This is a genomic window from Phytobacter cepae (assembly GCF_054165735.1).
Map to the genome: position 1 here is coordinate 1,714,015 of NZ_CM135107.1, position 18,515 is coordinate 1,732,529.

General features: G+C 53.2%; 15 protein-coding genes. 4 read left to right on the plus strand and 11 right to left on the minus strand.

The genetic code is table 11. The features are described 5' to 3' along the window. Positions 1-29: 29 nt before the first annotated feature. Positions 30-1,790 (minus strand): DNA repair helicase RadD, encoded by a 1,761-nt coding sequence (gene radD, locus ACUY4Q_RS07935; RefSeq protein ID WP_458046503.1) that lies wholly within the window; start codon positions 1,788-1,790, stop codon positions 30-32. A 154-nt stretch (positions 1,791-1,944) separates the two neighbouring features. Between radD and rsuA the strand changes: the two genes are divergently transcribed. The 3 genes from rsuA to ACUY4Q_RS07950 all read left to right on the plus strand — a co-directional run bounded on the left by rsuA (position 1,945) and on the right by ACUY4Q_RS07950 (position 4,553). Then, on the plus strand, positions 1,945-2,652 hold the full coding sequence (rsuA, locus tag ACUY4Q_RS07940; RefSeq protein WP_458046504.1) for a 16S rRNA pseudouridine(516) synthase RsuA: 708 nt from the start codon (positions 1,945-1,947) through the stop codon (positions 2,650-2,652). Between the two features lie 14 nt (positions 2,653-2,666). Continuing rightward, entirely contained in the window at positions 2,667-3,860 is a 1,194-nt protein-coding gene (locus tag ACUY4Q_RS07945; RefSeq protein ID WP_458046505.1) for a Bcr/CflA family multidrug efflux MFS transporter, read from the plus strand. A 348-nt stretch (positions 3,861-4,208) separates the two neighbouring features. Further along, positions 4,209-4,553 (plus strand): YejG family protein, encoded by a 345-nt coding sequence (locus ACUY4Q_RS07950; RefSeq protein ID WP_458046506.1) that lies wholly within the window; start codon positions 4,209-4,211, stop codon positions 4,551-4,553. A 3-nt stretch (positions 4,554-4,556) separates the two neighbouring features. Here the strand turns inward: ACUY4Q_RS07950 and yejF are convergent, their stop codons facing one another. The 9 genes from yejF to ACUY4Q_RS07995 all read right to left on the minus strand — a co-directional run bounded on the left by yejF (position 4,557) and on the right by ACUY4Q_RS07995 (position 16,220). Continuing rightward, positions 4,557-6,146 carry a microcin C ABC transporter ATP-binding protein YejF gene (yejF, locus tag ACUY4Q_RS07955; RefSeq protein ID WP_458046507.1) on the minus strand — a complete coding sequence of 530 codons (1,590 nt, stop codon included), beginning with the start codon at positions 6,144-6,146 and terminating at the stop codon, positions 4,557-4,559. A 1-nt stretch (position 6,147) separates the two neighbouring features. After that, the gene (locus ACUY4Q_RS07960; RefSeq protein WP_458046508.1) at positions 6,148-7,173 is read right to left on the minus strand and encodes a microcin C ABC transporter permease; all 1,026 of its coding nucleotides are present in this window, start codon (positions 7,171-7,173) and stop codon (positions 6,148-6,150) included. Next, the gene (locus ACUY4Q_RS07965; RefSeq protein WP_458046509.1) at positions 7,173-8,273 is read right to left on the minus strand and encodes a microcin C ABC transporter permease YejB; all 1,101 of its coding nucleotides are present in this window, start codon (positions 8,271-8,273) and stop codon (positions 7,173-7,175) included. The genes ACUY4Q_RS07960 and ACUY4Q_RS07965 overlap by 1 nt, the downstream gene beginning before the upstream one ends. Before the next feature lie 9 nt (positions 8,274-8,282). After that, positions 8,283-10,082 (minus strand): extracellular solute-binding protein, encoded by a 1,800-nt coding sequence (locus ACUY4Q_RS07970; RefSeq protein WP_458047286.1) that lies wholly within the window; start codon positions 10,080-10,082, stop codon positions 8,283-8,285. A gap of 103 nt (positions 10,083-10,185) precedes the next feature. Next, on the minus strand, positions 10,186-11,742 hold the full coding sequence (gene pdeN, locus ACUY4Q_RS07975) for a cyclic di-3',5'-guanosine monophosphate phosphodiesterase PdeN (RefSeq protein WP_458046510.1): 1,557 nt from the start codon (positions 11,740-11,742) through the stop codon (positions 10,186-10,188). A gap of 187 nt (positions 11,743-11,929) precedes the next feature. After that, positions 11,930-12,493, minus strand: a complete 564-nt coding sequence (mepS, locus tag ACUY4Q_RS07980) for a bifunctional murein DD-endopeptidase/murein LD-carboxypeptidase (RefSeq protein ID WP_458046511.1) — start codon at positions 12,491-12,493, stop codon at positions 11,930-11,932. Positions 12,494-12,925: 432 nt separating this feature from the next. Then, entirely contained in the window at positions 12,926-13,618 is a 693-nt protein-coding gene (locus ACUY4Q_RS07985) for a phosphatase PAP2 family protein (RefSeq protein WP_458047287.1), read from the minus strand. 42 nt (positions 13,619-13,660) lie between these two features. Next, positions 13,661-14,638: a CobW family GTP-binding protein gene (locus ACUY4Q_RS07990; protein ID WP_458046512.1), complete on the minus strand. Its 978-nt coding sequence runs from the start codon at positions 14,636-14,638 to the stop codon at positions 13,661-13,663. A 115-nt stretch (positions 14,639-14,753) separates the two neighbouring features. Next, positions 14,754-16,220, minus strand: coding sequence for a mannitol dehydrogenase family protein (locus ACUY4Q_RS07995; protein WP_458046513.1), 1,467 nt, complete (start codon positions 16,218-16,220; stop codon positions 14,754-14,756). A gap of 204 nt (positions 16,221-16,424) precedes the next feature. On the opposite strand from ACUY4Q_RS07995, the gene uxuA reads away from it, so the two are divergent. Then, on the plus strand, positions 16,425-17,615 hold the full coding sequence (gene uxuA, locus ACUY4Q_RS08000; protein WP_458046514.1) for a mannonate dehydratase: 1,191 nt from the start codon (positions 16,425-16,427) through the stop codon (positions 17,613-17,615). 126 nt (positions 17,616-17,741) lie between these two features. Here the strand turns inward: uxuA and yeiP are convergent, their stop codons facing one another. After that, positions 17,742-18,314 (minus strand): elongation factor P-like protein YeiP, encoded by a 573-nt coding sequence (gene yeiP, locus ACUY4Q_RS08005; RefSeq protein WP_458046515.1) that lies wholly within the window; start codon positions 18,312-18,314, stop codon positions 17,742-17,744. Between the last annotated feature and the right edge of the window lie 201 nt (positions 18,315-18,515).

The following is an 18,515-nucleotide window of genomic DNA, read 5'->3' on the forward strand; positions in this document are numbered from 1 at the left end:
CCCTCTGTGACAAGTCACACGGGCGTAAGTTAACCGCGTAACTCGTTGGCGCGGCGAAAGCGCCCCTCATAATCGAACACTTTTTCGCGCACCTGCCAGTACTGGCCTTTTTTACGTGCGACCACAAAATCGGGGTGCCGGAGCAGTACCTGTTGGGCAATGATATCGGCGGGCGTTATCCAGCGTAGCGGGACACCGGGCGTGCGGGCGTGGGGGCGCATAAAAAGTTGTTCGAAAGCGGTGCGCTGCGTGGGCGTTTGCAGACGGTAACGTTCGCTGACATCGGCCCCGTCCTCATCGTAATAGGTGATTTTCAGCCATTCGCCTTTGTCATCCGCCCCCTGCTGTAAATCCATTCCGCTACAGCGCAGCACCAGCGCATCTTTGAGTTTCAGCGCGGCTTTCAGCATGTCATCGGGATCGACCAGAATGGCGTCGCAGGTGCGACAACGGCGGGCGGCAATATCGTTTTCTGCATTACACTGCGGACAGTTTTTAAAGCGAAAGCGGTAATCACACTGCTCGCGAAGGCCTTCGTCATCTTCAAACCATCCCTGACAGCGGCGGCCAAAGTGCTCTATCAGCTTGCCGTCGCTGGTGAGTTTACCCCAGAAGGTATTGGCAAAGCCGCAGGCAGGGCAAAAGACCTGCACCGGCACGTTATCACTTATGCCTTTTGGCGAGCCGACTTCAGGTGCGTAAAGATCGTGCGGATTTCCGGCATAATCCAGAATCAGACAGTCTGTTTTTCCCGGCGCCAGACGCAGGCCGCGACCGACGATTTGCTGATACAAGCTGACCGACTCGGTCGGACGCAAAATGGCAATCAGGTCGACATGCGGGGCATCGAACCCGGTGGTCAGTACCGAAACGTTGACCAGAAAGCGAAACTGTTGGGCTTTAAAGGCGTCGATCAGCGCGTCACGCTGCGGGCCAGGCGTTTCGCCGGTGATAAGCGCAGCCTCATCGGCAGGTAACAGCCCGGTGATTTCGCGGGCGTGTTCAACGGTTGAGGCAAAAATCATCACCCCTTTGCGAGACTGTGCAAATTCCACTATCTGGCTGATGATGTGCGGGGTGACGCGCTGCTGTTTTTTCAGTTCGCGATTAAGGTCAGCCTCGCTGAATAATCCGTTGCTCTGCGCCTGCAGGCGGCTGAAATCGTACTGCACCACGGGCATATCCAGCCGCTCCGGCGGCGTCAGGTAGCCATGTTTAATCATGTAGCGTAGCGGCAGTTCATAGATGCAGTCGCGGAACAGCGCCTTTTCATCGCCTCGCACCATGCCGTGATAATGAAAGCGATAAATCCATCCTTTACCCAGGCGAAAAGGCGTCGCGGTCAGGCCAAGCAGCCGGACGCGGGGATTCACTTTACGCAGGTGCTGCAATATTTGTTGATACTGGCTTTCGTCATCGTCGCTGATGCGGTGGCACTCATCAACAATCAGCAGGGAAAACTCCCCCTGGAAATGTTCGAGATTACGGGCGACCGACTGCACGCTGCCGAACACCACTTTCCCTTCACTCTGTTTACTCTTCAGGCCGGCGGCGTAAATATCCGCCTCCAGACCGAGGGCGAGATATTTCGCGTGGTTTTGCGCGACCAGCTCTTTGACGTGCGCGAGCACCAGCACACGCCCGCGCGCGACTCTTGCCAGCTCGGCAATCACCAGGCTTTTGCCCGCACCGGTAGGCAGGACAATCACTGCCGGTTCATCGTGGTGACGGAAGTGGGCGAGGGTGGCGTCTACGGCTTCGCGTTGATAGGGACGTAAAGTAAAAGTCATGTTCTTCATGGCGTGACAACATCATGTCACAAGTATGCCACGAATCTTTCCCTTGAGCGGTGTAGAATGACCGCTATACTGACAGGCGTAAATCACCTGAGTCTTCTTAAGGACGAAAGTCCTGCTTCCAGCACCATACAGGCAAAACAACTTCATGCGACTTGATAAGTTTATCGCTCAGCAACTCGGCGTAAGCCGTGCTATTGCCGGGCGTCAAATCCGCGCCAGCCACATTACCGTAGACGGCGAAATTGTAAGAGATGCTGCGTTCAAACTGCTCCCGGAACACGAGGTAGAGTATGAAGGCAATGCGCTGGCGCAGCAGACCGGCCCTCGCTATTTCATGCTGAATAAACCGCAGGGCTATGTTTGCTCAACCGACGATCCCGATCATCCAACCGTGCTCTACTTTCTCGATGAGCCCGTTGCGCACAAATTGCACGCCGCAGGGCGTCTGGATATCGACACCACCGGTCTGGTACTGATGACCGACGACGGGCAGTGGTCGCACCGTATCACCTCTCCGCGCCATCATTGTGAAAAGACCTATCTGGTTGAGCTGGAGTCGCCGGTCTCGGACGACACCGCCGCGCAGTTTGCCAAAGGCGTACAACTACATAATGAAAAAGAGCTGACTCGCCCTGCGCAAATGGAGGTCATTACCCCGACTCAGGTGCGGCTGACCATCAGCGAAGGTCGTTACCATCAGGTAAAACGCATGTTTGCGGCGGTGGGCAACCACGTGGTGGGGCTACATCGTGAGCGCATTGGCGCCATCGCTCTGGATGACGATATGGCGGAGGGAGAGTACCGCCCACTGACGGAAGAAGAGATTGCCAGCGTTGGGTTACCGGCGCACTGAAACGGGAGTTTGTCGTGACCAACAGGCCACACTCATCACTGAGTATTGTTTTTATCCTTGGCCTGTTGGCCATGCTGATGCCGTTATCGATTGATATGTATCTGCCAGCACTGCCGGTGATTGCCGGGCAGTTCGGCGTACCTGCTGGCAGTGCGCAAATGACCCTGAGTACCTATATTCTGGGCTTTGCGTTAGGACAACTGATTTATGGGCCGATGGCGGACAGCATTGGCCGTAAGCCGGTCATTCTTGGCGGCACATTGATTTTTGCCGCCGCGGCCGTAGCCTGCGCGCTGGCGCAAACCATCGATCAGCTCATTACTCTACGCTTTTTCCATGGCCTTTCGGCCGCTGCGGCAAGCGTGGTGATTAATGCGCTGATGCGTGATCTCTACCCGCGAGAAGAGTTTTCCCGCATGATGTCCTTCGTCATGCTGGTGACCACCATTGCGCCCTTGCTGGCGCCGATGGTGGGCGGGGCGGTGATGATTTGGTTTAGCTGGCACGCTATTTTCTGGATACTGGCGATTGCTGCGCTGTTGGCCTCGGCCATGATTGCCTTTTTCATTCGTGAAACCCTGCCGCCTGAGCGCCGTCAACCTTTCCATCTGCGCACCACGGTGGGTAACTTTGCCTCACTGTTTCGCCATAAACGCGTGCTCAGCTACATGCTGGCAAGTGGTTTCAGCTTCGCCGGGATGTTCTCATTTCTCAGTGCCGGGCCGTTTGTCTACATTGAAGTGAACCATGTTTCACCTCAGGATTTTGGCTATTACTTTGCGTTAAACATTGTGTTTCTGTTCCTGATGACCATCATCAATGGACGCTTCGTCCGTCGCGTGGGCGCGCTGAAAATGTTCCGTGGTGGGTTGTGGATCCAGTTTACGATGGCGCTCTGGATGGTGGTGACGGCGTTACTGGGTGCCGGTTTCTGGTCGCTGGTGGTCGGGGTGGCTGCCTTTATTGGCTGCGTTTCGCTGGTTTCCTCCAACGCCATGGCGGTCATTCTCGATGAGTTTCCGCATATGGCCGGGACGGCATCTTCGCTGGCAGGCACGTTCCGCTTTGGCATTGGCGCGATAGTCGGGGCGCTGCTGTCGCTGTCGACCTTTAACTCCGCCTGGCCCATGATCTGGTCGATGATGTTCTGCGCAACCAGTTCTATCCTCTTTTACCTCTACGCCAGCCGCGGTAAAAAAACGGTCTGATTTTTCACCACAGTTATCAACTTTAGGGAGCAAAAATGCTCCCTTTTTTGATACACATCAATCAGGACAGACATACCTTCAGACATGTTTGTTTCTTTTATGTAAAATCAAATAATGTAAAAAGTCACATCATTGTAGTGAAAAAGGTTGAGTTAGATCTCATAAACGGGTACATATAGCCGAAAAAGAGGCTTGGGTTCATCCATAAAACCCTGATAAATGAACCGCTAACCCGCATGGCATAACGCTTTTCACCTTTTCAATGTGAGTGACAAGACGATTTGTCAATAATGTGTTAATCTGATTGTAAAATATTTGTGAAGTAAACTTTACTTCCGGGGAATGAAAGTGAATACATTACAGCTCTCCATCATCCACCGTCTCCCCCAGAGCTATCGCTGGCTGGACGGTTTTGCAGGTGCCAAAGTTGAACCGATTCCGCAAAATCATGACGATGCGCAAGACAGCCTTGTGGCACTGAAGTTGTTGAGTCCGGACGGTGATAAAGCCTGGCCGGTTATGCATAAACTTAGCCAGGCGTTAAGTGATATCGAAGTGGACTGCTCCGTCGTTGAGTGCGAAGGCGAGCCCTGCCTGTTCGTCAACTGTCAGGATGAGCTGGCGGCCACCTGCCGTCTGAAAAATTTCGGCGTGGCCATCGCTGAACCCTTCACGGGCCAGAACCCTTTCTGAGCGTCAGCGTAGTGCCAACAGCTGGCGCGTGTAGGCCTGCTGTGGGTGATTAAACACCTGCTGACACTCTCCCTGCTCGACGACTTCCCCTTGTCTTAACACAATCACCTGGTGGCATAGCGCCCGCACGACCTGCAAGTCATGACTGATGAAGATATAGGCCAGCCGGTGCGTTTGCTGAAGGTCCTTCAGCAGGGTCAGAATTTGCGCCTGCACGGTGCGATCGAGTGATGAGGTCGGCTCATCGAGAATGATGAGCGCAGGTTTTAAAATCAGCGCACGGGCAATCGCAATGCGCTGGCGTTGGCCGCCGGAAAACTCACCGGGAAAACGGCGACGTGTTTCAGGATCCAGACCCACTTCTTCCATCACCCGGATCACCTCTTGTTCCCGTGCGGCTGACGTAAGCTCAGGCTGATGCACCAGAAGACCTTCTTCAATGATCTGCTGCACGTTCAGACGGGGGTTTAGCGATGAGTTAGGGTCCTGAAACACCACCTGAATCCGGTGGCGGACGGGCAGCATCTGCTTGCGATTCCACCGGTCTATAGGCTGCCCGTCGAAATGAATTTTCCCCTGAGATGCGATCAACCGCAGCAGTGCCAGCCCGGTGGTGCTTTTTCCTGACCCGGACTCACCCACCAGCCCCAGTGTTTCACCGGGACGCAGAGCAAAACTCACCGCTTTGACCACCTCATTATGACCGACAACACGCTTTAAAATCCCTTTGCGGATGGGGAAGCGGACAGCCAGATTTTCTACCTGGAGCAGAGGGGCAGCGCCCGGCGTCAGGGGAACAGGGTCCCCCGCCGGTTCGCTATTAATCAGCCGCTGCGTATAGGGGTGGGCAGGCGCTGTAAAAAGGGCATCAGTGCGATTCTGTTCGACGCACTTGCCGTTTTGCATCACCGCAACGTTATCTGCCAGTTTTCTGACGATGCCGAGGTTATGGGTAATGAACAGCAAGCCCATATTGAGTTCCTGGCGTAGTTCGTGCAGCAGGGCAAGGATCTGCGCCTGTACGGTGACGTCCAGCGCTGTCGTGGGCTCATCGGCAATCAGCAATTCGGGCTTTGTCAGCAGGGCCATGGCGATCATCACGCGCTGACGTTCACCGCCGGAAAGCTGATGCGGGAAGTCGCCGAGTCGCTGGCGTGCGTTGCGAATACCGACCCGGTCCAGACAGGTAAGGATCTCTGCGCGCGCGGCTTCCCGCCGCATTCCCCGGTGCAGGGAGAGCACTTCGTAAAGCTGTTTCTCCACGCTGTGCAGCGGGTTCAGTGAGACCATCGGTTCCTGAAAAATCATCGCAATCTTGTTGCCGCGCACCTGGCGCAATGTCTTCTCGCTGGCATGGAGCAGACTTTCGCCACGAAAGAAAATGTCGCCCTGCGGGTAAACCACCGGCGGCGAGGGCAGAAGCCGCAGAATCGACAGTGCGCTCACGCTTTTGCCCGACCCGGATTCGCCTACCAGCGCCAGGGTTTCACCGGCCTCGACCTTAAGGGAGAGGTCGCTTACGACGTTGCGTAAGCTCTCTTGTTGGCGGAACGCGATGGAGAGCGAATCAATGCGTAACAGAGGAGTTGTCATCTCAAACCGCCTTATTGGGATCAAAGGCGTCGCGCACGGCTTCACCAATAAAAATCAGCAACGACAGCAGCACTGCCACCGACAGAAATGCCGCAATGCCCAGCCACGGGGCCTGGAGATTATTTTTCCCCTGCAACAGCAGTTCGCCAAGGGAAGGTGAACCCAGCGGCAGGCCAAAACCGAGGAAATCGAGCGACGTCAGCGTTGAAATAGAGCTACACAGAATAAACGGCAGGAAGGTCAGGGTGGCGACCATCGCGTTAGGCAGCATATGGCGCAGCATGATGCTGCGGTCGTTGACCCCCAGCGCCTGCGCCGCGCGGATGTAATCAAAGTTACGCGTGCGCAGAAATTCGGCGCGTACCACACCCACCAGACTCATCCAGCCAAACAGCACGGTAATCGCCAGCAGCCACCAGAATCCTGGCTGCACCACGCTTGAAAGCAGGATGATCAGGAAGAGCGTCGGCATCCCGGACCATACCTCGATAAAACGTTGGCCCCAGAGGTCAATTTTACCGCCGTAATAGCCCTGAATCGCCCCGGCCAGCACGCCAATAACGCAGGAGCAAACGGTGAGCATCAACCCAAACAGCAGCGAGATGCGTGTGCCATAGAGAATACGCGCCAGCACATCACCGCCGTTGGCATCAGTGCCAAGCCAGTTTTGCGCCGACGGGGGAGAAGGGAAGGGCTGGGTGGTAGCGTAATTAATGCTGCGCGCACCAAAGCGAATTGGTGCCTGGATCATCCAGCCATGCTGGTTAATCTGCTGCTGTAACCAGGGATCCTGATAATCCGCAGGCGTAGCGAAAGGGCCGCCAAACTCGCTTTCACTGTAGTCCGCAATTACCGGGAGATACCAGTCACCCTGATAGCGCACCAGCAAGGGTTTGTCGTTGGCAATAAGCTCAGCAAACAGGCTAAGCACGAACAGCAGCATAAAAATCCACAGCGACCAATAGCCACGGCGATTGTGACGAAAGCGCGCCCAGCGGGTCTGATTGACGTAGCTTAGTTGAAACATCAGCGGCCCTCGAAATCGATGCGCGGATCGACCAGCGTATAGCTGATATCACTGAGAATATTCAGCAGCAGGCCAATCAGGGTGAAAATATAGAGCGTGCCAAACATCACCGGGTAATCCCTTGAGACGGTAGCTTCATAGCCCAGCAGCCCGAGGCCATTGAGAGAGAAAATCACTTCAATCAGCAGCGAACCGGTAAAGAACATGCTGATGAAGGTGGCAGGAAAACCGGCGATCACGAGCAGCATGGCATTGCGGAACACATGCTTGCGCATGATCTGGCCTTCGCTCACGCCTTTTGCCCGGGCGGTGACCACGTACTGCTTGCGGATTTCATCCATAAACGAGTTTTTGGTCAACATAGTCAGGGCCGCAAAACCGCCAATCACCGTCGCCAGCACGGGCAGGGTGATATGCCACAAGTAGTCGGTGATTTTGCCATACCAGGGCAGGGTATCGAAGTTGGCTGAGACCAGCCCCCGCAGTGGGAAGAGGTCGTAATAGCTGCCACCGGCAAAGAAAACGATCAGCAGGATGGCAAACAGGAAGGCCGGGATAGCATAGCCGATAATAATGAAGGCGCTGCTCCAGATATCAAACCGACTGCCGTTATAAACGGCTTTGCGGATACCGAGGGGGATGGAGACCAGATAGATAATCAGCGTGCCCCACAATCCCAGGGTAATCGAAACCGGCATGCTTTCTTTGATTAACTGCAACACCGACGCGCTGCGGAACAGACTGTCGCCAAAATCAAAGCGGACATAATCCCACAGCATCTTAAAGTAGCGTTCGTGAAGAGGTTTATCAAAGCCGTAGCGTTGGGTGATTTCTGCAATGACTTCGGGATCCAGACCGCGCCCGCCCCGGTAGTGGCTGTCATTACTCACCGCGCTGCCGACACCCGTGCGCGCATGGGTGGCGCTGGTACCTTCAAGGGTCGCGCCAGGTAATCCGGCCTGGTTGCCAAATTCAATAGCGGCGATGGCTTGATCAACCGGACCGCCGGGGGCAATTTGCACAATAAAAAAGTTAATGGTGATAATCGCCCATAAAGTGGGGATTATCAGTAATAAGCGTCGAATCAGATAGGCGCCCATTCCTTCTCCTTAACGTCTGGCGGCGGGCAGTTTTGCCGCTTTGTTTACGTCATACCACCAGTTATCAAACCCGAGTGAATAGACAGGACGTGTGCCCGGCATTGAAAATTTATCCCAATAGGCAATCTGGTCAGCGGACATAAACCACATCGGCAGCATGTAATAGTTCCAGGTCAGCACCCGATCCAGCGCGCGTCCCAGCGGCAACAGTTGGTCTTTGTTGCCCTGCGCCTGGATGATTTGTGCTATCAGCTTGTCGATAACCGGGTTTTTTACGCCGGGTGAGTTGTAGGTAGAGTCGATGTACTGCGAGCTCCACGAAATTTGCAGATCGGAGCTCGGCCATGGCATTGCCCGCCAGACGCGCGGCATCATGTCATAGTCGCGGGTGCGCAGGCGGTTGGTAATCTGTGAGTTATCCACCTGGCGAATTTCCATCGTGATGCCGAGGCGAGCCAGATTATGCTGGAACGGCAGCACCCACTGATTATTACCGCCTGAAGGCAGCAGCATTTCGAAAACAAAAGGCTTGCCGGTTTGCGCGTTAACGCGTTTTTTGCCCTTCATCACCCAACCCGCCTCAGTGAGTAAGTCGCTGGCCTTCAGCAGATTCTCGCGGTCATAGCCATCCCCTTTCGACACGGGAGGGGTATAAACGGAGGTGAAGACTTCAGGAGGGATGTCGGCCTTCATAGGGGCGAGCAGCGTAAGCTCGGCGGCATCGGGATAGCTGCGGGCGGCATATTCCGTATTCTGAAAATAGCTGGTGGTACGGCTATAGGCGTTATAAAACAGCGCCTTATTCATCCATTCGAAATCAAAGGCCAGAGACACGGCTTCCCGCACACGCCTGTCGCTGAACATGGGGCGTTGGATATTAAATGCCAGCCAGCGCGTGTCCTGCGCGGAGGTATTTTTTTGCTCATCTTTGACGATGTAGCCGCTGGCAAAGTTATTGCCGATATAACGGGTAGCCCAGTTCTTGGCGCTGCCTTCGGCGCGCATATCAAACGCACCGGCTTTAAAAGCTTCAAAGGCGACGTTATCGTCAAGGTAATAGTCGTAACGAATACTATCGAAATTCCAGCGTCCACGGTTTACCGGCAGCGCTGCGCCCCAGTAATCTTTTACCCGCGAATAGGTGACATATTGCCCCATGCGCCAGGCGCTGATGCGATAGGGGCCGCTGCCCAATGGCGGCTTAGCGAGCGGATCGCTGAGCTTATGGTCTTTCCAGAATTTCTCAGGCATCACCGGCAACGAGAGCAGACTTAACATGTTCTCTTTACCCGGTTCGGCCAACGCGATACGCACGGTTAAAGGGGCGATGGCTTTTACCGTTGTGCCTTTGTAAATCAAGCGAAATTGCGGTACCCCCTCAGTCATAAACTTATGGAAGGTGAAGGCGTAATCGCTGGCACGAATCGGTGAGCCGTCGTGGAAGGTGGCTTTTGGATTAAGTGTCACCTCCACCCATGAGTAATCGTCGGCATACCGCGCCATTTCAGCGATGAGGGGATAATAGCTGCCGGGCTCATCGTCCGAGGTCGTATAAAGCGTGTCGTACAATGATTCCGTACGGACGGCAGCGTTACCTCGCAGGGCAAAGCGGTTGAAGTTATCAAAGGTGCCGATGCTGGAGAGGGTGACATGGCCGCCCTTGGGTGCGGCAGGATTCACATAATCGAAATGGGTAAAATTAACGGCGTATTTGGGTTCGCCAATCACCGCAAAGGAACCACTTTCTTTAATTGATTGCGCCTGACAGGCCAGACTGACGAGCATTAAAAATGAAATAACAACGCGCATAAACGTCATGGGTGAGTTCCTTTACCAGCTGCGCGCCGGGCGCGACATCGTCTTCTTATTGAATAATAAGGGAGGGCAGGTCCGTTGTGAAATAATAAAGGTATTAAAGCTGCGAAGAGAAGGGGGCTGGTTTCCAGGCAACAAACTGTTCCAGGGTCATGGGGCGACTGAAGTAATACCCCTGAAGGTAGTGCACACCATGTTCACGCAGCCAGCGCGCCTGTTCGGGCGTTTCGACTCCTTCGGCCACCGTTACCATGTTAAGCCGTTTTGCCAGGGTTAAAACGGCATCCAACACCGGCGAAGTGACGGTTTCGGTACCGATCGCATTAACAAAACCACGATCGATTTTTAAATAATCCAGCGTGAAACGTTCAAGATAAATCAGCGCGCTATGGCCGGTACCAAAATCATCAATCGCCACTTCATAACCTTCATCACGCAGCCAGGTAAACAAGTTTGCTGCTTCACTTTCACGCAGCATATCCCGCTCGGTAATTTCCAGTACCACGCTAAAATAGTCTGGCGGGAGAGTTTGCGAGAAGGCGCGGATGTCTTCCTTGAAGCTTTTAGCATGCAAATGACCCGGTGCAATATTAATCCCCAGTTTCGCGCCTTCCGGGAGCAGAGTTTGGAGCATCGGCGCATCACGAGCAATCATCTTAAACAGATGCAGCGTCAGGGGCACAATCAGCTTTTGGGCTTCAGCAAACTGAATAAAAGCATCGGCAGGAATTTCGCCGGCGGTGGGGTGTCTCCAGCGCATTAATACTTCTGCACCGCTTACGTGTAAATCTGCTGCATCGACGACAGGTTGATAGACCACATAAAATTGATCGCGCTTGATGGCGGTCAGAATCTCTTTTCCTGGCCGCATATGTACCAACAGCGCCCACGCCGTCAGCATTCCGACGAGTATCCCCGCCATAACGCCGAATAGCGTAGCGAACTGAATGTCTTCCGGTTTCCATTTTTCATCATACAGATAGAGCGTTAACGGCAGATTACCGACATGAGCGATACGCAAAGGCGATGTGCTGATAGATTGCAGCTCAATGAGGCCTGGCGCAAAGGTGGTAATTGCCTGGTTGCCGATGCCTAATGCGATACCGTTCAGGCCCTGTTGCTGCGTGGTATAGAGGAGAAACGGGGTAAGGTTGATATTAAGGGAAGCAAAGACGCCACGGTCGTCAAGCAGTGGGCTGCGAAACCACATCACCACGGAGGGTTTGTCTGGCAACATCGGCGTACCCGGCAGCAGCGCCATATCGCTGCTCTTATTTAAATCTATTTCCGGAATCAGATCCCGCATCGGCACATTCATCGCGCCGGTCGCCGATGAACACACCGCCCTTTCACCTTTTACCAGTAAGAACGCGCGCACGTTTAATGAAAAGGCGGCGCGTGCCGTAAGTTCGCTGGCGACATCGCGGCACGCATTTAGGGTGAGCGGTTGTAGGGACTCTGCGGTGTTTTTTATATCGGAGAGGTAGTCGACCAGCCAGTGCCTGACACCGCTCACCATCGCATCCATTTTCTCTTCATGTTTATTTTGCAGGATCAGAAACTGCATCCCGCCCACAATGACAGCAGCGAGCAACCCCGCCAGTACGCTGAGCAGAAGAATTTTACGGGTAGCTGAAAAGTCGCGGGTAAACATCAACGGGGTCCATTCTGATGTGCGATGGCATGACGCCAGAGAAAGTTCCGCCTCACTTCGTGGAATATAGCGTGATTATGACCGGGAGACATAGATTTAACGGTGAATGCTGGCAATAAAAAAACACCGACTAAGCGGTGTTTATTTGCTATTGCGCCAGCCAAGGGAATAACCGGCGTAACAGAGATTAGCTGCGGCTCAGGACACGACGCGCTTCATTATAGCGCTTCTTCCAGTATGGCTCATCCATGCTGGAAATCACCACACCACTGCTGGTGGAGGCATGCACAAACTGGTTATTACCCAGATAGATGCCTACATGGCGACCGGTAGAACCTGCTTTGAACAACACTAAATCACCGGTTCGCAGACTGGTGCGTGAAACGGAGCGACCCATTTCCTGTTGTTCATAAGTTGAACGTGGCAATTCTAAACCAAACTGCTCGCGGAAAGTACGCTGCACAAAGCCGGAACAATCGATACCTTTTTTGGTGTCACCACCTAAACGATAACGCACGCCTTTCCAGCTTGCATACTGATCCATAATGCGGGATTTGACATCCAGGTTACGAACCATACTTTCAAATTCATCCTGAGAGGCTTGCAGTGAAGAAGGATCTTCACCCACAGCATGCGTCTCAGGATGCATATTTTTCGCTGTGTTCGAGGAACACGCTGACAACAAAACGGCTACTGCAATCGCGGGAATCGCCCGCAAGATATATCTCAAAATCGGCTGAGATTTGACCATGTTAATTATTTTCCCTTGAAGTCCTTAACGAAAAATTCGTTATAAAAAATGCCAACGCAGCGAGAGTAATTACCTGGATTCAATGAGACAATTCTTGATGGTCAAATCTGTGGTAGACCGCACAAATTTTTTCGCAATGAGAATATCGCTCTTTTTCAACGAGGCAGACCGAGAGTACCCTATCACCCTTAGCATTGCGAGCGCTTTTCAGGGTTTTTTTATAAGAAATAATGATACAAAAAGTTAATTTCCAGAAATGGACAAAGAGTAATCAATTTAGGTTAAAAACAGCGCAACCGGCTCATTTTCATCATGAAAATTGTGACAGGAAAATGACGGCGTGGGGAAGGTTACTGAAAATGTGTATCAGGGATCAAAAAGGATCCCTGATAGTGACAGGGTATAAATGTTAATAAAATGTATATTGCTTGTTTATTTTCCCGGTAAATAACGCGCAAATGCGGCGATTATTTTATCGCTCAATGGCGTCATCAGGCACCAGGGCAGGCCAATCAGCGCGACTGAAAGGGAGCCCACGGCAATATCGGTAAACCAGTGCGCACCAATCATCACCCGAGGGAAGGCGAAAACTACAAATATTATCAGCGCTATTGCGAACGCTTTCTTGCCAAAATAACGCAGCATGATTGAAGCAAAAATAAGCAGCATCATTCCATGATCGCCCGGGAAACTGTCTTTAGACGCATCTTTGGTTGGGAAATGCAGTAATTCACTGACGCGATGGATATCCGTAAAGAATAGCGTCGGGCTTGCGCGTTTGACGGGAATAAGCAGTTGCGCCAGTTGATTTAATACCACTGCAAACAGCAGCATGGTCAGCCCAATAATAAGAATGCGGCGACGGCCCTGGCGATCTTCCTGCATCCAGAATCTCAGCATCAGGCAGCCCATGGCCAGCAGTGAACAGGCGTCAAAAGCACGGTTATTGGTCAGTGCTACCAGCCACAAAAAGGCGCGACTTTCTACCAGCCCCTGATTAAAGAAATGGAAAATAGAGGCGTCAATGGGAAACCATGCACCGTGATTTACCGGCAGATACCAGGAGAGGAACAGCGCCAAACCTGCGGCATTCAGGAGTAATATTTGCGGTATGCGAGTTTTCATCATTAGCCATTCTTAACAAACAGGGGCAAAACAGTAGACCCCTTAATCTAAACGAAGCTTCAACAGACTGGACTGAAGTGCATTCCAGTCGGCGTCAGACGCAGTAATAAGCTCGATTCGACTATCCGGTGGCGCAACATTTTGCGTTTCGATATGAAAATCCTGCCCCTGACGATTAAGGCGCACTAATCCTTCGGGAATACGCATCACCCCTTTAACACGATCAACCGGTGCCAACCGCGCCCACTCCATCAGGCCGATGGTGTCAAAGCGGGTTTCCGCATCAAAAATCCAGCCGCACGCCTGATGGCCCTGACCGCTATTGAGACTGCGACGCCAGCGCTGGTGCTCCGGCAGGCTTAATGCAGCCAGCCCCTTTCTTTCGCTTGCAGAATGATGATGCGCAGCACTTTCGGGCAGCGGTCGCCTGTTGCGGCGCGGCGCGTCCAGAAGTTCAACCGGAATATTACCCTGGCGGGCGTCGATGCGCTGGCGGTCACCGCCATACAATTGCCACCACTGCTCAAAAGCCTCAATGCTCTCCTCAACGGCGCGATCCTGTTTATTGGCCACGATAATGTCGGCGGCGGCTAACTGATCGCGAAAATTCTCGTTATTGAGGGCTTTTTCATCCAACAGCTGACGGGGGTCAAGCAGACATAATGTTGCCCGCAGATCGATCCAGGGTTCATAAACCGGGGCGGTAAGCATATCGAGGATCTGTTTCGGATGGCCGAGCCCGGTCGGTTCTATCAGCAAGCGGTCTGGTTTACCCTGACGCAGGAGCGTATTGAGCCCTACCTGCATCGGCAATCCATTCACGCAGCACATGCATCCACCGGGGATCTCTTTGAGCAACGCACCGCTGTCAGACAACAGCGCCCCGTCGATACCGACTTCGCCAAATTCATTGACCAGTACGGCCCATTTTTCATGCTCGGGTTTATTTGCCAGCAAATGCAGAATAGAGGTGGTTTTACCGCTACCAAGAAAGCCGGTAATAAGGTTGGTCCTGGTCACATGCACTCCATGATTACGCACAATCGTTTATGCAGTAATCCTGGCGAAAAAGTGCAGAAAAGAGAAGGGAGGGAGTAGAGAAAGGTCCCTCCACTCCCTTTAAGGGCAAAAAAAGTTAACGCGTAAGCAGATTGTGTACCGCAGCTCGCGCACCTTTTTGCACCAGTTGTTCCCAGGCTGACTGGACAGCGTTTACAAACGCTGGCTCGGCAGGAAGGTCTGAACCGAAGATTTCGCTCAGGGTCAATAAGGCGACTACGCGCTCCTGTTCGCTACTGGTGTCGACGATGGCACGGATTTTATCCGCCAGCGGGTCGCGCACATCAATGGTGTTCCCGGCATCATCAGTGCCGCTGACATAACGCATCCAGCCCGCCACGCCGAGCGCCAGCAATGACCAGTCGCTGCCGCGCTGAAGATGAATACGAATACTTTCCAGCATGCGCTGGGGAAGTTTTTGGCTGCCATCCATCGCAATTTGCCAGGTGCGGTGTTTCAGTGCCGGATTGGCAAACCTTTCGAGCAGGCTCTCGGCATAGGCCTCAAGATCAACGCCGCTGATGCTTAGTGTCGCTGCCTGTTCACCCAGCATCAGCTGGCGTGCCGCCGCACGATAATCATCATTCTGCATACAATCCGCAATATGGGCGAAGCCTGCCAGATAACCCAGGTAGGCAAGGAAAGAGTGGCTGCCATTCAGCATACGCAATTTCATCTCTTCCCACGGGCGCACATCCTCCACCAGCTGAACGCCAGCGATTTCCCATTCCGGGCGTCCGGCAACAAAATCATCTTCTATAACCCACTGGATATAAGGTTCGCAGCTAATGGCCACCGGATCGGCAACGCCCAGCACCGATGTTATTTCAGCCAGCGATTCGTCAGTGGCGGCAGGAACAATGCGGTCCACCATCGTGGAAGGGAAGCTCACCTGCTGATTAATCCAGTCGGCCAGCTCTGCGGATCGTGTTTGCGCCATACCGAGTACCGCATGTTTTACCACATGACCATTGTCCGGAATGTTATCGCAGGAGAGGACGGTGAAGGGCGGCAGCCCACGATCGCGACGGCGCGATAAGGCTTCAACCAGAATCCCTGGTGCGGAATGGGGCTCGGCAGGATTCTCCAGGTCATGGGCGATACGTGGCTGAAGCAGATCCAGTTTGCCGGTGGCCGGATCGATGCAATAGCCTTTTTCGGTAATCGTCAGCGACACAATCGCCACCTGCGGTTCGCAGAACTTTTCAATGATAGCCGCCAGAGAATCCAGCTTCGCATTCAGGCATTCATTTACCACACCAATAATTATGGCCTCATTACCGGCAGCCCCTTTTTCCAGCACGGTGTAAAGATGATCCTGCTCGCGCAATTGTGTCATCAGCTGGTCGCCGCTAAACAGGCTGATTTCGCAAATACCCCAGTCTCCGCCCTGGGCGTTCAGTACTCTGTCGGTCAACAGCGCCTGATGGGCGCGATGAAAAGCGCCAAAACCGAAATGAACAATACGAGAACGTAAGGACCGACGATCGTACTGGGGACGCTTTACCGAATCGGGGAGCGTAGCGGAGGCAATGGTCTGCATAAATGACACCTGATTAACCAATTATTAACAATATGCAGTGTAAAGTTATATGACAGCAAATTAAATTGGTGTGCCTTAAATATCCGGGGAATGTGAGCTGGATCAATCATTGCTGGGCGCGGGGTTGGACCCGGTAACGGAAACATGTATGGTAGTCGTCATCAGTGTTTCTGTATTGGTATAACAACTTTTGAGGGTGAGGCGATGGAACAAACCTGGCGTTGGTACGGACCGAACGATCCGGTGTCTTTAGATGATGTACGGCAGGCGGGCGCAACCGGCGTTGTCACCGCCCTTCATCACATTCCCAACGGTCAGGTCTGGCCGGTCGAGGAGATTAAAAAACGCCAGGCGCTGTTGGCCGAAAAAGGGCTGGTCTGGTCGGTAGTAGAAAGTATCCCTGTCCATGAAGAGATCAAAACCCATTCGGGTCAATATGACACCTGGATTGCGAACTATCAGCAAAGCATTCGTAACCTGGCTGAATGTGGCATCGACACCGTTTGCTACAACTTCATGCCTATTCTGGACTGGACCCGTACCGATCTCGAATATCAGCTACCGGACGGGTCGAAAGCGCTGCGTTTCGATCAGATTGCTTTTGCCGCCTTTGAAATGTACATCCTGAAGCGCGAAGGCGCGCAAGCGGATTACAGCGAAGAAGAGCAACAGCAGGCGCAGGCTTATTTTGAAGCAATGAGTGCCGCAGAAATCGACAAGCTGACGCGCAATATCATTGCTGGTTTGCCGGGTGCGGAAGAGGGCTACACCCTGGAGCAATTCCACGCACGCCTTGCGGAGTACGATGGCATTGATAAAGCGCAGCTGCGTGAAAACATGGCTTATTTCCTGCGTGCCATTGTTCCGGTTGCAGAAGCCTGCGGCTTGCGTCTCGCGGTTCATCCTGACGATCCGCCGCGTCCGATTCTGGGCCTGCCGCGCATTGTCTCCACGCTGGAAGATATGCAGTGGCTGAAAGAGGCGGTAGACAGCATCAATAACGGTTTCACGATGTGTACCGGCTCTTATGGTGTTCGCGCCGATAATGACCTGGTGTTGATGGTCAATACCTTTGGCGACCGCATCCACTTTACGCACTTACGTTCCACCTGCCGTGAAGCGAATCCGAAGACCTTCCACGAGGCTGCGCACCTTGGCGGTGACGTCAACATGGTCGCGGTGGTTGATGCAATCCTGCGTGAAGAGCAACGTCGTAAAAAAGCCGGCGACCTGCGGCCAATTCCGTTCCGTCCCGATCATGGTCATCAGATGCTGGACGACCTGCACAAGAAAACCAACCCGGGTTATTCGGCCATTGGGCGACTGAAAGGGATGGCGGAAGTGCGCGGCGTGGAGCTGGCGCTGAAGATGACCAAATATCCTGAACTTCTGTAATGACCTTGCCTGGTGGCGCTGCGCTTACCGGGCCTACAAAAAAACCGGCCAATGAGCCGGTTTTTTTATGTGTGTTTCTGTAGGCCGGGTAAGGCGAAGCCGCCTCCCGGCACAAACAGTGCACGATCAGTCAGCGCGACCCATATACCGTTTTTCTTCGATATGGATGCGAATCTTTTCACCAGCGGACAAGTACTCCGGCACCTGTACCACCAGGCCGGTGGTCAGGGTCGCAGGTTTGTTACGCGCACTGGCTGAAGCGCCTTTGATGCCCGGTGCCGTTTCAACGATTTCCAGGTCAACCGTCTGCGGCAACTCCAGCGCCAGCAGCTGGCCGTCCCAGGTCAGAACCTGCATGTCCGGCATGCCGCCTTCCGGAATAAACTGCAGCTCTTCTTCAATTTGATCTTTGGTGAAGATGTACGGGGTGTAATCTTCTTTGTCCATGAACACGTATTCGTTGCCATCGATGTAGGAGAAATCGACATAACGACGGGTCAGGGTCACGGTATCAACAATATCATCGCCTTTAAAACGCTCTTCCACTTTCAGCCCGGTGCGGACATCGGCAAAACGCATTTTGTACAGCGTCGCAGCACCACGGGCGCTCGGTGCCTGAATATCAATATCTTTTACAATCAGCAGTTTGCCGTTGTAATTCAGCACCATACCTTTTTTGATCTCATTCGCTCTTGGCATCGCGTAAATCCTGTGAATTTAAAATAGAGAAAATATCGCGACAAATTACTCGCGAGGACCTTCGCAGGCAAGCGGAATCGCTGAGTTTTGCGTTTATACCCGTCATACTTCGGATCGCAGAGGCACGGGCGATGTTTGCTTGCCTCTGTCTGCTATCCGTAACGCGAATTCTTTAGGGTCCAGTGATGAAAGATGTTAGCG

Bases quoted from the DNA above. Each gene is read 5' to 3' on its own strand.
- radD (WP_458046503.1), bottom strand. From the start codon at position 1,790: ATGACTTTTACTTTACGTCCCTATCAACGCGAAGCCGTAGACGCCACC.
- rsuA (WP_458046504.1), top strand. From the start codon at position 1,945: ATGCGACTTGATAAGTTTATCGCTCAGCAACTCGGCGTAAGCCGTGCT.
- yejF (WP_458046507.1), bottom strand. From the start codon at position 6,146: ATGACAACTCCTCTGTTACGCATTGATTCGCTCTCCATCGCGTTCCGC.
- ACUY4Q_RS07960 (WP_458046508.1), bottom strand. From the start codon at position 7,173: ATGTTTCAACTAAGCTACGTCAATCAGACCCGCTGGGCGCGCTTTCGT.
- ACUY4Q_RS07965 (WP_458046509.1), bottom strand. From the start codon at position 8,273: ATGGGCGCCTATCTGATTCGACGCTTATTACTGATAATCCCCACTTTA.
- ACUY4Q_RS07970 (WP_458047286.1), bottom strand. From the start codon at position 10,082: ATGCGCGTTGTTATTTCATTTTTAATGCTCGTCAGTCTGGCCTGTCAG.
- pdeN (WP_458046510.1), bottom strand. From the start codon at position 11,742: ATGTTTACCCGCGACTTTTCAGCTACCCGTAAAATTCTTCTGCTCAGC.
- mepS (WP_458046511.1), bottom strand. From the start codon at position 12,493: ATGGTCAAATCTCAGCCGATTTTGAGATATATCTTGCGGGCGATTCCC.
- ACUY4Q_RS07985 (WP_458047287.1), bottom strand. From the start codon at position 13,618: ATGAAAACTCGCATACCGCAAATATTACTCCTGAATGCCGCAGGTTTG.
- ACUY4Q_RS07995 (WP_458046513.1), bottom strand. From the start codon at position 16,220: ATGCAGACCATTGCCTCCGCTACGCTCCCCGATTCGGTAAAGCGTCCC.
- uxuA (WP_458046514.1), top strand. From the start codon at position 16,425: ATGGAACAAACCTGGCGTTGGTACGGACCGAACGATCCGGTGTCTTTA.
- yeiP (WP_458046515.1), bottom strand. From the start codon at position 18,314: ATGCCAAGAGCGAATGAGATCAAAAAAGGTATGGTGCTGAATTACAAC.